This window comes from Methylomonas sp. MS20 (genome assembly GCF_050275925.1).
Taxonomy (GTDB): Bacteria; Pseudomonadota; Gammaproteobacteria; order Methylococcales; family Methylomonadaceae; genus Methylomonas; species Methylomonas koyamae_A.
In genome coordinates, this window is sequence record NZ_CP189962.1 from 2,710,530 (window position 1) to 2,725,009 (window position 14,480).

The 14,480-nt window shown below is 58.9% G+C and carries 10 protein-coding genes; 2 read left to right on the plus strand and 8 right to left on the minus strand.

All coding sequences use genetic code 11. The annotated features are described in order from the left end of the window. The first annotated feature begins 283 nt into the window (after positions 1-283). Entirely contained in the window at positions 284-1,333 is a 1,050-nt protein-coding gene (locus ACQE3D_RS11915) for an HD-GYP domain-containing protein (protein ID WP_313727812.1), read from the plus strand. A gap of 21 nt (positions 1,334-1,354) precedes the next feature. Here the strand turns inward: ACQE3D_RS11915 and can are convergent, their stop codons facing one another. The 8 genes from can to ACQE3D_RS11955 form a co-directional block, all read right to left on the minus strand. Continuing rightward, a complete protein-coding gene (gene can / locus ACQE3D_RS11920; RefSeq protein ID WP_064030413.1) occupies positions 1,355-1,987 on the minus strand; it encodes a carbonate dehydratase in 633 nt (210 codons plus the stop codon). A 166-nt stretch (positions 1,988-2,153) separates the two neighbouring features. Then, positions 2,154-4,580: a TonB-dependent siderophore receptor gene (locus ACQE3D_RS11925; protein ID WP_313727811.1), complete on the minus strand. Its 2,427-nt coding sequence runs from the start codon at positions 4,578-4,580 to the stop codon at positions 2,154-2,156. A gap of 119 nt (positions 4,581-4,699) precedes the next feature. Further along, the gene (locus ACQE3D_RS11930) at positions 4,700-5,680 is read right to left on the minus strand and encodes a FecR family protein (RefSeq protein WP_313727810.1); all 981 of its coding nucleotides are present in this window, start codon (positions 5,678-5,680) and stop codon (positions 4,700-4,702) included. Between the two features lie 22 nt (positions 5,681-5,702). Then, positions 5,703-6,218 carry an RNA polymerase sigma factor gene (locus tag ACQE3D_RS11935; protein WP_281023311.1) on the minus strand — a complete coding sequence of 172 codons (516 nt, stop codon included), beginning with the start codon at positions 6,216-6,218 and terminating at the stop codon, positions 5,703-5,705. A gap of 146 nt (positions 6,219-6,364) precedes the next feature. Continuing rightward, entirely contained in the window at positions 6,365-8,887 is a 2,523-nt protein-coding gene (locus tag ACQE3D_RS11940) for a TonB-dependent siderophore receptor (RefSeq protein ID WP_281023312.1), read from the minus strand. A gap of 143 nt (positions 8,888-9,030) precedes the next feature. Further along, complete coding sequence (locus ACQE3D_RS11945) at positions 9,031-11,271, minus strand: FUSC family protein (protein WP_281023313.1); 2,241 nt, start codon at positions 11,269-11,271, stop codon at positions 9,031-9,033. Further along, a complete protein-coding gene (locus ACQE3D_RS11950) occupies positions 11,264-12,430 on the minus strand; it encodes an HlyD family efflux transporter periplasmic adaptor subunit (RefSeq protein WP_071156764.1) in 1,167 nt (388 codons plus the stop codon). Before ACQE3D_RS11950 ends, ACQE3D_RS11945 begins: the two co-directional genes overlap by 8 nt. 8 nt (positions 12,431-12,438) lie before the next feature. Next, positions 12,439-12,708, minus strand: coding sequence for a YtcA family lipoprotein (locus ACQE3D_RS11955; RefSeq protein WP_281023314.1), 270 nt, complete (start codon positions 12,706-12,708; stop codon positions 12,439-12,441). Positions 12,709-13,064: 356 nt separating this feature from the next. Between ACQE3D_RS11955 and ACQE3D_RS11960 the strand changes: the two genes are divergently transcribed. Continuing rightward, positions 13,065-14,480 (plus strand): TolC family protein, encoded by a 1,416-nt coding sequence (locus ACQE3D_RS11960; protein WP_313727809.1) that lies wholly within the window; start codon positions 13,065-13,067, stop codon positions 14,478-14,480.

The following is a 14,480-nucleotide window of genomic DNA, read 5'->3' on the forward strand; positions in this document are numbered from 1 at the left end:
GCGTGACGCGATGCTCAAAACCTTAGCTTAAAAAGGGAAGCCGCTCGTGCAGGGCAAGACAACTCGGCATACAATAACCGGTTGTATACGACCGATGCGGCGCTGATTCAGGAGCGTTGACAACCAAGGAAGCGCCTGTCGGCAGAATCGGCGAATTCCTCCGCCGGCAGCCACAGATAACGGCTCCCGGCGGAGAAATTCGAGTACCCAAACCCATCGGCCGCGCCAACCCAAGTCGCGGCCGCGCAACCGGAGGAGGCCCGCCTTGACCAGGGAAAACCCAATGCTCAATGAACAACCCGGTTCGACTTCGTCCAAAGGCTTGATCTTAGCGGTGGACGATACGCCGGCCTCGCTCAGGCTGCTGACCGACGTACTCAAGGCCGAGGGCTACGAAGTGCGCTCGGCGATCAGCGGCGAACTGGCGCTGCACGCTGCCGAGATCCAGGCACCGGAACTGGCCTTGCTTGACGTCAGCATGCCGGGCATGGACGGCTTCGAAGTCTGCAGACGGCTTAAGCAAATTCCCGGCTCCAGCGACGTGCCGGTCATTTTCGTCAGTGCAATGTCCGACACCCAGGAAAAACTGCGCGGCTTCGAATTAGGCGCGGTCGATTACGTGACCAAACCGTTCCAGCGCGAGGAACTGCTAGCCCGCGTCCACACCCACCTGGAACTCAACCGGCTGCGCCACCATTTGGGCGACATGGTCGAGGAGCGTACCCAGTCGCTGAAACGTAGCGAATTGAAGTTGAGGGCCAATTTACTGGAATCCATCACCGCAATCGCCGCTACCGTCGAGATGCGCGATCCGTATACCGCGGGTCACCAACGCCGGGTCGCCCAGGTCGCCACCGAAATTGCCCGAGAAATGAACCTGCCGGATAATCGCATCGAAGGCATGCATCTGGCCGCGGTCGTCCACGATGTCGGCAAGGTCAAGATTCCGGCGGAAATTCTGTGCAAGCCGGGCCGGCTGACCGAACTGGAATTCTCGCTGATCAAATTGCATGCCCAGGACGGCTACGACATCCTGAAAGCCATCGATTTCCCGTGGCCGATCGCCGAGTTTGTCGGTCAACACCATGAACGGCTGGACGGTTCCGGCTACCCGCAAGGCTTAAAGGGCGAGGAAATTCACCTGGAGGCCAGGATCATAGCAGTTGCCGACGTCATCGAAGCGATGGCCTCCCATCGCCCTTACCGGCCTGGTTTGGGCATAGACACCGCTTTGGCGGAAATCGAAAGTAAGCGGGGGATCATGTTCGACCCGCAGGTCGCCGACGCCGCGCTTCGGCTGTTTCGGGACAAGGGCTACCAGCTGGAGAGTTAACCGCGGACCCGCCGGGTCCGCTTAGGCGCCGTAACGATAGATCGGCGGAATCTCGGCGGTATGATCCAGCTCTATCAATTGCTCGATGATCCCGTCGTTCAATCCGTACACCCAACCGTGCAAGGTCGGCTGGTGGCCGTGTTTCCAGGCCGTCTGCACGATGGAGGTATGCGACAAACGGTGTACCTGCTCCAGGATATTCAGCTCTATCATCCGATCGACTTTTTTGTCTTCGCTCAAATAAGCGAGCTCGTCCTGATGCAGCCGATAAACATCCTTGATGTGCATCAACCACTTATTGGTAATCGTCAGATCGCCGCGTTGCGGCTGCATCGCCGCCTTGACGCCGCCGCAACCGTAATGGCCGCAAACGACGATATGTTTTACCTTCAAAACCGCGATGGCATATTGCAAGACACTCAGGCAATTGAAATCGGTGGTAATCACCTGATTGGCGATGTTGCGATGCACGAAGATTTCGCCGGGCTGAGCATTGACCACTGTTTCGGCCGGCACCCGACTATCGGAACAACCGATCCATAAAAAATCCGGGCGCTGTTCCTTGGCCAACTCGATGAAATAACCGGGATCCTTGGCGACCATGTCCTGCGACCAGGCGCGGTTTTCCAACAGCAGTTTAGAGGGTGTATGCATGGGCCGACCTATCGGGTTGAGTTGTTTGCAAACCGAGACTCAGTGTCGCCGCACCCTGCCAGACTCGACGCCGTCCGCCAGGCCGGGTAGCACCCGAATCTCAAACCGCCCATTATCCCCGATAGCGCCGGCGTTTTCGACCGCTACCTTTCCGTCGGTTATAGACCTAGTACTCGACCTTGATAGAACCGATAAAACTGATCGGCGCGCCGGGCATATTGCCATAGTAGCGCTGGCTGGCGTCGAAGGTATCAGCCCCGGTGAAATAGCGCTTATCCAACAGATTATAAGCGTTGAGTTGCGCGGTCATCCGAGTCGGCCCCACCTTAAATTTGTAAGCCGCCGAAGCGTCCCAGGTCGCATAGCCCGGCAATTGATAGCTGTTTTGCGGATCGCCCTGGCGCTGGCTGGTCACGCGGATACCGCTGCCCAAACTGAGGCCGGCGAAGGCCGGATCGGTGAATTCGTATTTCAACCAGACATTAGCCGAATGGCACGGTGCGTTGGGAAAACGCTTGCCCAGCAGGCTGACGCCACCGTAGACGTCCTGCTCGGTAAACTTAGTAATGCGGGTATCCAAATAGGTGTAATTGGCGATCAAACTCCAATTCTCGGATAGCTCCCCGGCCAAGTCGAACTCAACGCCCCGACTGCGTGCCGCGCCCACCGTGGTCGTATAGCCAAGTAAAGCCAGCGTTGGATCGGGATTGCCGGTGGCCAAATTGGTTTTGACGATATCGAAATAAGCCAGACTGGCGGTCAATTTTTGATCGAACAGTTCGGTCTTGATGCCGCCTTCGAATTGTCTGGCTTCTTGCGGCTTTAACGGCGTGCCGTCCGTATTGCGGGCGCTGTAGGAATTATTGGTACCCAGCGATTCGGTGTAGTTGCCGTACAAGGACAGCCACGGAAAGGCCCGATACAACACGCCGACCCGCGGACTGAATTTTCCGGCCGACACATGGTTTGCGTTCATGGCGGCCTCGGCGGCGGCATAGGAACTGCCGGAGCTGCCGACGCCGTAGTCGGCCCAGTCATAGCGGCCGCCGCCCAATAAATGCAGCCTGTCCCAGAACACCATTTGATCCTGAAAATACACGCCGTTCCATTCCTGATGGTAATGGCCGTAATTCAACGGTAGCAGCGCCAAGTTGCCGGTAAAAGGCTGCGGGTTATAGATGTCGATACTATCGACGCTGGCGCAGCAGCGATTCTGGCTTTCGTCGGTGTACGCGTAATAGTCGTGACCCACCAACAAGGTATGTTTGACGCCCCAGGTATTCAGATGGCCCAACAGATTGGTATTGAACGAATAGGTTTGCGAACTTTTGACATTGTTGTCCCAATTGTAGCGATCGACGGTGCGCTGGTCGGCATGAATGCCGTACGGAAAAATGTCGTATTGAATCCGGCTGCCGAGAAAGGCCGAAAATTGCTGACTGATTTTCCAATCGTCGTTAAAAGCATGCGACCAGTTCAGGTCGGCGACATTGCGCTCCTGATTGGCGTGCGCCGACTGATCGCTTAACGCGGTGTTGATCGGCAAATTGGCCGGTCGAGTCGCTCCGTTCAGCACCGGAAGCCCGTCGTCCCAGCGAAAGTCGTCGCGTTGATATTCCATACCGAAATTGACCTCGGTCCGATCGCTGACCTTCCAGGTAAATTGCGGGGCGATGAAGATACGGTCGCGGTAAAACAAGTCGCGAAAGGATTTGGTGTCCTGGTAGGCCAGATTGAAGCGGTAGGCGAAGGTTTTATCCTGGTTCAACGCGCCGGTGGCATCCAACGTGGTCCGATAATTATCGAACGAGCCGAACTGTTGCTGCAGCGAGTAGTACGGCGTGAGCAGCGGCTTTTTTAAAACCCGATTGATCATCCCGCCCGGCTCGATCCGACCGTACAGCATCGCGCCGGGACCTTTCAGCACTTCCAAACGCTCGACATTGGCGGTTTCCGCCGCCCAGGAGGCTTCGCGAATGCCGTTACGGTAGGTCGCGCCGTTCATGTCGAAGCCGCGCACGGTAAAGTTTTCGTAGGTTGGCGACGGGCTGATTTGCACGCCGCTGACGTTGCGCAAGCCGTCGGCCAATGTAATCGCTTGCTGATCCTTCAAGACTTGTTGCGGCACGACTTGTATCGAAGTCGGCGTGTCCATCAACGGCGTATCGGTGCGGGTCGCGGTACTGGCGTTGGTGCGATGATAGCTAGGATTGTAGGGATCATCGGCCAAGTAAGCCGTTTGAGCGGTCACTGTCACCGCGCCCAGCGTCTCGACATGGTCCACCGCCGCCCCCGCCGGCTTGATCGCGACGGTGTTGGCTGCGGTAAAACTGAACACTAGACCGCTACCGGCCAACAACTGCTGTAAGGCCTGCGCCACACTGAAGCGGCCGTTAACCGCCGGCGCGGTTTTGCCGGCCACCGCGCCATCGGCGTAAAACGGTTGCACGCTGGTCTGCCGCGATAAAGCATCCAACGCGCGGGCCAGCGGTTGGGCGGGAATATTGATCGCGAAAGTCTGGTCTTCCGCCCGCGCGGCGCTGGAGGCCAGCAGCAACGGGGCAACGAAAATATACAGCGGCATGTTTGACATCGGTTCTCCTTATCGTGGTTTGGGTTCCGTTCGATAAGACCGTTTCAAAAATAAAACACCGCCACATTCGCCGATTTGACAATCAGCGCCCGGCCGTTTAAACACTCCCGTGCCGAAATTTATCGCCTGGCCAGAATGCCGATTCGGTTACCGTCCAAATGCGCGATCCTGACCGGCAATGCGGTGGCGATGGTATTCAGGGCCAGTGGCAGATTGTCGGTCGGAAAGCGGCCGCTGACCGACAATTGCCGCAAGTCAGCGTCGGCGATTTCAATCGACACCGCATGATAGCGCTCCAGCTCCCGCGCCACGTCCGCCAGGGTCAGATTTTTCAAAACCAGCACCCCGCCCCGCCACGCGGCAATGGCTGCTAGATCGCCGGCCCGCACCGGCGCGGCATGCCCTTGTCGATCAAAGTTGGTTTGCTGACCGGCGGTCAAATGCAGCACCTCGGGGTTCGTGGCAACCTTAACCGCGACTTCGCCCTCTTGAACAGCGACATCGACGTTCGCCGGATCCCGGCGCACATTGAATTGGGTGCCGATATCCTCTATCCACCCCTCGCCGACGCGAACCTCGAACCGGGTTAAGTTATTGTGGGCCACGCTAAACCAGGCCTCTCCCCGCTCCAGCCAGACCCGGCGGGCCCGCGCCGAGTAATTGACCCGAATCGCCGTGTCGGTATTCAATTCGATGCTGGAACCGTCACTCAACGTCACGGTTTCCCGTTCGCCCTTGCCTGTCGTAAAGCGCTCGGCGGTCAGCCACTGCCAGATCGGCGGATTGACGATCAATACGCCGGCCAGTAATGCGGCGGCGGCCAAACCGGCCATCGGCCAACATCGCTTGCGGCGAGCGTGCCGGTAAACCGCTTGAGCCTGTTTAAGTTGCGGCCGCGCCAATTCGCCCAGACCGGCCAACTCGCGCCATAAACGCTCCGCGCGGCGAAAGGCGTCCGCGTGGCGAGTATCCATGACCAACCAGGCCTCGAAGCCGACACGATCGTCGGTTGAGCAGTCGCCGGAATTCAGGCGCGCTAGCCAGGCCGAGGCTTCCTTGCGTATCCGGGCGTCTCGCTCGTCGCTATTCGTCGAGTTCATGGGCATTCGGGCGGCCACGCGATCAATCCCTATCCCAATCGGCGGCGTCCACTGCCGTCAGGAATAGTTCCAATGCTTTCGCGCAATGCCGCTCGATCGTACGTCGCGGCAGATTCAGGGTCTCGGCGATTTCCCGATGACTGTAGCCTTCGATGCGGTGCAACAGAAAAATATGCCGTTGGATTTCCGGCAATTCCTGCAACACCTGCATGCACAAGCGCAGGGTTTGTTGATCGGCCGATATGGCTTCAGGCGTTGCTACCGAGCTGCTGATTTGATCGAAATCTTCGATTTCGCCGTCGTACAGTTCGCGTACCTGCCGCTTGCGGCGCAAATCCACCGCAGCATTGGCGGTTACCCGATACAAATAAGCGCGCGGGTTCAAGATCGCATCCGGCGCCTCGTGTTCCAACAAGCGCAGATACGCATCCTGCACCAGGTCTTCGGCGGCATCGTCCAAGCGCTGCCCGGCAAATCCCAGCAACTCCTGCCGGTGCAGTCTGAACAAGCGTTCCAGCCAATTTTGTTTTCGGGCCATCACTGATGCAGGGACAAAAATCGCCTTTATAGCAAATACTCCGGCGCTGCGTTATCAATAATCACGGCCGATCGCCGCAAAGCGATCGGCCTTAGCGCGACCAAGCACCACGCAAACCAACCGCCCTGCCGTGCCGTCTATCCGGTTTAAAACTCCAACTTCATCGACCCAATCACCGTCAACGGATCGCCGGGCATATTCCAGGCGCGATTGGCGTTATAGGGTTCGCCCGCCACGAAATAGCGCTTATCGAAAATATTGTAAACGTTCAATTGGGTGGTGAGTTTGCTGGCACCCAAGTGCAAACTGTATCCGACCGAGGTATCGACCCGCACGTAGCCGGGCAACTGGTAGCTATTGGCATTGTCGCCTTCCCGCTTACCGGCCAGATAGGCGCCGATTCCAAGTTGTAAACCGGACAAGGCCTGATGTTGAAAGGCGTATTTCAGCCAGGTGCTACCGGAGTGTTCGGCGACGTTCGGCAAGCGGTGGCCGATGTTGCCGGACAACGCGCCGTCCTGGGTGATACGGGCGTCGGTGAACGCATAGCTGGCGATCAGGCTAAAGCCGCCGCCCAATTGCCCGGCGACGTCCATTTCGATACCTTGGCTGCGCGCGGCGCCGATGGTCTCGGAAATGCCTTCCCGAACCAGGGTTGCCACATTTTGTTTATCGATATGAAAATAGGCCAGATTAGCGGTCAAATCGCCTTTAAACCATTCGCCTTTCAAGCCGGCTTCATACTGTTCGGCGGTTTCGGGTTTCAACGGTTGTCCGCTCTCGGAGCGGCCGTTGTTCGTCCCGAATCCCTCCACTCGGTTGCCGTACAGTGACAGCCAATTCCATGGGCGGTACAGAATACCGACTCGGGGGCTAAAAAACCCCTCGCTTTGGGCCGCGAGATTGACGTTGCCGAAACTGGGAATGTAGCCGTTGTAGTTGTCGTTCTGATCGGCGGAGTTTTGATAAGAAGTCGAGGCGCCCGTAGCCTGGTGGGCCCAGTCGTAGCGGCCGCCGCCCAGAATTTGCAATTTGCCGTCGAAAAATGCCAGATGATCTTGGAAGTAAAGGCCGTACCAGGAGGTTTGGTTGATCGAGAAATCGTTGGGATGGTTGATGCGTTGAAATTCGTAGGCGTTGTAATCCAAATTCGCGTAAACCGGGTTGTAAAGGTTGACCCGGGTAAAGGCGAAATTGCCGCCGCCGAAATCGGCGGGAAAATGATAAGGACTGTTGGCCGGCGCGTTGACGGCATTGAAACCGAAGAAGCCGGATTGGCGCACCTCGTCGTAAAAGTAATCCCCGCCCACCAAAACGTTGTGGTTGACCGGACCGGTCGCGAATTTGCCGTTTAAATTAAAAAACGCGTTATAGGATTCCTCGGTGCGATCTTCGAATTGCGAGCCGCGACGAACGACCTGCGGATTGTTGTCGGTTGCCAACAAAGGCTGAAATACAGCGACCAGCAATTCGCGGTAATGCTGGGTGGTCCAGTTGGCGACGAAACCGTTCTTGAAGGTCCAATGATCGTTGAATGCGTGCGACCAATTGAAATCCAACAGCGTGCTATCGGACGGATCTTGGTTGAACTGCCCGCCGGGTTGACCGTAATTGGTGTTGATGGGTACGTTGGCCACTCGCGTACCGACGGCCGGAATACCGGTATCGTAAGGCAAGTTACGATCCATATATTCCAGGCTCAGATTGAATTCGGTCGCATCGCTGGCTTGCCAATGCAACGACGGCGCCACGAATACTTGAGTTTGGCTGACGAAATCGCGAAAGGAGTTTCGGTCGGTGTAACCGAAATCCAGGCGGTAAGCCAAGCTCTTGTCGTCGTTCAGCGGTCCGGTGGCCTCCGCGACGGTGCGGTATAAATCGTAACTGCCGAATTGTTGTTGCAGCGAATAATGCGCTTCGCTTAGCGGCTTTTTGGTGACGACGTTGACCATGCCGCCCGGCTGAACCCGGCCGAACAACATCGCCGCCGGACCTTTCAAGACTTCCACTTGTTCGATGTTGGCCAAGTCGGCATTGAAGTTGGATATACGTTGACCGTTGCGAAATCGGGAATAGTTGGTGCCGAAGCCGCGAATCACGAAGTCCTGGCCTTGCCCGCCCGATGTCCATACCGGCTGCACGCCGCTGACGTTTTTGACCGCGTCTTCCAGGCGGATGGCCTGCTGATCGCTCAAGACCTGCCGGGGCACGACCTGCACCGTCATCGGCGTATCCATTAACGGCGTATCGGTTTTTGTCGACGCCGACGCGAACGCGCGATTGTAGTTGGCGTTGTTGGGATCGAACTGCTCGGCGTTCGCCTTGGCAACCACCGTCACCGCCGCCAAGGTCGCGGCGGAATTGGCATCCGGTTGGGTAATCGCCACCGCATGATCGCCGTTGAATTTGAAACTCAAGCCGGTACCCGACAAAAGTTGCTGCAAAGCCTGCGCGGCGGTCAGATTGCCGGATACCGCATGGCCGGTTTTGCCGGAGACGACCTGATCGGAATAAAACGGTTTGATGCCGGTCTGGGCCGCCAGCGCGTCCAACGCCGCCGGCAACGGCTGGACCGGAATGTTGAAGTGGAAGGTTTGTTCCTCGGCCTGCGCGGAAGCCAGGCAAACGGCCAGTGGCGCGGCGGCCAGCAAATCTCGTAGCGGATTCATCGGTTCTCCTGAAAATGAATGAGTCACCGATAAGAGCGTTTTAGCGTGGGCAAACACCTCAATTTATTTTGTTTCGAAACCAACGGTCGCAACGTACCGAAATAGCCTCAACAAGGCAGACCGAGATATACGCCGGACATGGATTAACGGTTCGTAAAACCGGGTGACGTTTCGGGGAAGGATTTCGACGCGGCATTTTGCAAGCGCTCCAAATAGTTCAAGATTTGCTCGTCCAGCAAGAAGCGCAATTCCCATTCCATCGCCAGGTCGGCCGGCAGGCTGCCGATATCGTGATACCGGATGTAACTCTGCCGCAGTAATTGGCCAATCGCATCGGCGTCGTATAAATCGACGGCTTTTTCGCCGGCAACGACGTCGGCGGTGTGGGCCAGGGTCTTGGCCAGCTCAGCGTCGAAGTCGCGACTGTGGCGTTGCAAAGCCTCGGGAAAACGGTCGAATTGCTGGCCGCTCAGCAAACGATAGCGCTTGCGGACCTGAAGCAATGCCGACAGATTGCTCGCGTCCCGAATGATCGCGCGCAATACGCCGCGTTCGCGCATCTTGCCGGCTTGGCGGGCATCCGGTTCCAGCACCGCATGTGCCAGCAAGTCTTGCGCCGCGGCCAAATCCTTTTCCGCCGCCAGCCGCAGCGGCAGCGTATAGCTCATCAGATGGCCGGGATCCGGCAGTCGCACCGTCAGTTTGGCCAGCGTACGCAACGCGGCGATGCAATGGTGACGCGCCAACGCCGCGGACCGGCGCGGCCACAACGCATAATCGAGTGCGCCCATCACCGTCAGACCCAGCAAAATACCGATGACGCGGTCGCGCGGCAAAAATAGATCCTCGACCGCGCCGAAGTCGTGCAGTACGAACAACGCAAACGAAAAACCCAACTGGCGGCCGAGGTAGGCGATGCGCTCGCTGCCGGCGGTGATCCAGGCCGCCAAAGCCCAAAACGGCGCGGTCGCCAGCATGAAGCCGATGATGGAATCGAACTGCGACTGAAACACCCACACGTACACATAGGCGCACGCTCCGCCTAACGCGGCGCCGCCGACCCTGAGCAGCGACAGCCGGTAATCGGCGCCAAGACTGGTCTGCGCGGCCACCAGGCAAGTCGGTATCGCGGTGTTGATGTCCGGCCAATCTAGGCTTTGCACGATCAGCATGCAAAGGATGGCGCCCAACGAAAACTTGATGCCGAATTGCAGACTGTCGGCGTGTCGCCGCCAAAATTCGTAGCCCAGCCAGGCCGGATAGACGGTTTGCGGCTCGGTTTCCGTTTCAGCCGGGTCCGAGTCCGTCGCCGGCTGATGCAAACGTTTCATCAGCGCAGCAATGCGTTGCAAGGCTTGCCAAAATGCGGTTAGCACCGTCGGTTGACCAGTCCCTGCGTAACCCCGCAATACCTCGTCGTCCAATAACGCGGCCACGCCGTCGCTGAGGTCTTGCCGGTTGGTGAAACCCTGTCTCAAGGTCGCGCAAGCTTGCTGTAAGGCCGCGTAGACGGCGCGCTTTTCCGCTGTCAGCGGCTGAGCGCGATAATCTTCGGTCAGCGATTGCTCCAGCCACAGCGCGATTTGCCGCAAACCGTCGATTTCCTGCAGCAACTCCAGATACGCCGCATGCCGGCGCCGTATCGACACATGCAGCAATTCGCTGTTGGCCAACAAGGTTTGCAACTTGCCGAACAGACCGATCGATGACGGTTTGACCGAAGCGCGGCGCGGTCGGCGGGCTTCGCTGTCGGACAAGCGGCCGAGAAATATCGTCTCCGCCGCTTTCAGTTGATCGGCGATGCCGGCAATCAGCAAAGTGCGCGGGTCGCGCGGCGCGATACTGAGATGGACCAGCGTCCAACTACCCAAGCCGAGCACGCCGATCACCGGAATGTTCCAGAGTGCGTGATATAGGTTTTCGTCGGGCGTGGTCGGACTGTACAACACCGGAATCGAATACCACAGCGCGATGCCGGTCGGCCAGGCGATGAGTCGGGCGTGAAACAAGGCCAGCGCCATGATCGCGAACGACAGGCTCAACATCAGCCAGGGATCGTTGCCGGCCAACATCAACGCCAACACCGAGATCAGTACCGTCACGAACAGATAAAACAACTGGCGCAAGCCGAATGCCAGCGATTGGCCGGCGTTGGCGTAAGCGTCGTAGCTTAGGCAAACCAACAGCGATAGCGCGCCCAGCGGCGGCACGTGCAGGCTTTGGCTGACCGTCGCGATAATCAACGACACCGCAAACAGCCGCGCCGCGGCAATCCGCCGCTCCGGGGAGTCCTTCAATTCGGCGGCCAGGAATTCGGCCAGACCGGTGCCGAACCAAAACCGGCCGTGGCGTTCCCGCCTGGCGCGGCGGTTCGAATCAGTCATGTTGCCGATCGCCGTCCGCCGATGCGGCGCTATCGTCCGGAATCGGCAAGGTGCGATCCAGTACCGTGACGAAGGCGGTCATCCCCATGCGCAGCGGACGCTCCGGATCGCGGTCGAGGATTTCGATTCTGACCGGAAAACGCGACGCCAGCACCACCCAGTTCAGCGTACGTTGTACCTCCGGCAATCCGCCTTGCTGTTTGACGTTGTCCGGTGCATTGGCCCAAGCAATGCCGGTCACCACGCCGCGAAAGCGCTTGCCGGGATAGCCGACCAGAAACACGTCCGCTTCCTGGCCGGGGCGTATCGATTGCAAATAGGTTTCCTTGTAATTGGCGACGGCGTACCAATGGCGGTCGTCGACCAGCGCGAACAACTGGCCGCCGGCTTTGGCATATTCGCCTTCGCGGGTATTCAAATTGGTCACGTAGGCGTCGAACGGCGCGCGGACTTCGCAATATTCCAGCTCCAGCTCGGCGGCTGTCACGGTGGCGCGGGCCGCTTCGACGCGAGCGTTGACATCGCCGACCTGAGCGATCAGGGATTGCGCGCGCCGGCTATCGCTCTCCGCTTCGGAGACCGCACTCCCGACCGACAGCGCCTTGGCCTTGGCATCGGCCAACGCCGCCCGGGAGGCCGAGTAACGGGCGCGTGCCTGCCGAAGTTGATCGCCGGTCACGTATTGCTTTGCCGCCAGCGGCTCCAGTTGCTCGAGGTACTGTTCCAGATAGTCGTCGTCGGCCGCGATGCGTTTGATTTCGGCCAGCGCGGCCGCGTGCTGATGTTCCAGGCGCGCGACCGCGCTGACGGCGGAACTTTTCGACGCCCGCAGCGATTCGACCTCTTGTTCCGCCAACATCAGTTCGGCCTTGGCGCGATCCAGTTTGGCTTGATAAGGTCTGGGATCGATGACGTAGAGCAACTCGCCCTTGCGTACGAACTGATTGTCGCGCACGTGCAGTCGCACGATGCGGCCGGAGACTTCGGGCGCGATGCCGACAATGTCGGCGCGGATCATCGCGTCGTTGGTACGCGGATGGCGGAAATTGATTTGCCATACCCAAGCGCCGGTGGTAACCGCCGCCAACACGATCGCCATGCCGAGAATGCGGCCGATGCGCACCCGGCGCCGATAGTCGAGTTTAGGGTCGTTTGCCATGCCGGACCTCAACTTGCGTAAAACAACAACCAAATCACGAAGGTGCATAATGCCCACAGGCTGGGAGCGATCAACAACGGCGGTCCCAGATGCGGCGCCAAGCCGACACGCGCCAATTGCCACATCAACGCGCCGCTGGCGGCCAAACCGGTCAAAATGCAGATGATCCAGGCCGGCCAAAACGAACCGTGCAGGCTCAACATCGGATCGCAGCCGGCCAGCAATAGCGGCGCCGAATACGCCAGCGGGAATGATCTAAACAAACGAAACGGAGTCATGACGGCCCTCAATGCGAAACGTTGGCGTTATGGAAAAAACGGACTATCGCGAACGCGGCTGTTGTAAAACCCCCGATAGGCTGTTAGCCGTTCCAGGCGCAACCACCGATACGATTTCAAACATCGTTATTGTAAAGCGCTACAATCGGTTTGATACAGCGATATTGTTCAATATTCGTTGGCAATTTGTTGCCACATTCGCAGTGGCGCTTCCGTTACTATATAAGCATTTCCTTCTAATGGTGGCGAATTTTTTGACTCAGTCAGTTTCCGCGTTTCCGCCTGTACCGCGCGTTCGGCCCGCCGATTTTAGTCCCGGCCGCCCGTTGCGATTTAAATGCTGCCTGCCGTTGCTGTTGTCGATAAGCACCGCCTGTGCGCCGCCCGTCGCGCACCGGCACCCCGACGCCGGAGAGCCGCAACAAGCGCCGGTGGTGCGCTGGTCCGAATACCGTGTTAGCCATCCGCTGCCGTCCGTGGAGAAGGCGCCCAGCCCATCCGCCGCGCCGAATGTGCGGCAACGTTACGACCTGCCGGCCCTAATCGACATGGCGTTGCAAAACCATCCGGAAACCCGGCTCAGCTGGGAAGACGCCAAAGTGGCCGCCGCCAGAGTCGAACGGGAAGCCGCCAGCTGGTACCCGAAACTGACCGCGTTGGCCTTCGGCCAATATTTCAAGACCAGCATTCCGATTCCGCAAAGCACCTTGGTCAGCACCGGCGTCGGGAGTTTCGGCGGCGCCGAATTGGCCTGGACGCTGTTCGACTTCGGCCGCCGGGAGGCCTTGGACGAAGCCAGTCTGGAGCGCTTCGAAGCGGCTCAATTCGGCTTCGGCCGCAAACACCAGGAGATCGCCTACCGCGTCGCCGACAGTTTCTTCGCCTATCAGGCGGCAATCGCCAAAGTCGCGGCCGCGGAGCAAACATTTACCGCCGCCAAGGCCAACGCCGATGCGGTCAATGCCAAACTGTCGCAAGGCTTCGCGACGCGGCCCGATTTGCTGCTGGCCCTGCAGGAACAAGCCAAGGCCAATTACGATTGGCAGGATGCGCGCGGCGCCGTGACTCAGACCAGAGCGGCCCTGACCACCAGCGCCGGTTTGTCGCCGTCGGTCGAACTGTCTCTGATCGATCTGAGTCAGGTGCCGTTGCCCGACACCCTGGCGCCGTCGGTGGAAAAAATCGTCGACCAGGCCCTGGAACAGCGCCCGGATTTGCAGGCCAAACTGGCCGAACTGCGCGCCCGCGAAGCGGAGGTGAGAAAAGCCCGCGCCGAGTATTGGCCCAAGCTGTCGTTGAAAGGCAGCGTCGGCAATCAGTATTGGGGCGACGTGCAGACCGATCCGCCAAGCCGGCGGCATTATTCGTCGGACAATCTGGTCGGCAGCGCGATGCTGAATCTGGAATGGAATTTGTTCGACGGCTTCGAACGCCGCGGCGCGGTGGACGAGGCCGAAGCCAAACGCCGGGCTGGCGAAGCGCAGATCGACAGCTTGCGTCTGGAGATCATGCGCCATATCTGGCAAACCTACGCCGACACCAAAACCGCGTTGGAAAAACGCGAATTCGCGCTGGCCCTGCTACGCGCCGCCGAGGAGTCCTACGCGGCGACCCAGGAATCCTACCGGCACGGCTTCTCCACCGTCATCGAGCTGCTGTCCGCGCAAAAGGATCTGGCCCGAGCCCGCTACACCGAAATCGACAGCCGGGCCGATTTGCTGAAATCGGCCGCCGCGTTGGTATATGCGGCCGGCGGGGGCGAGTCGCCTTAA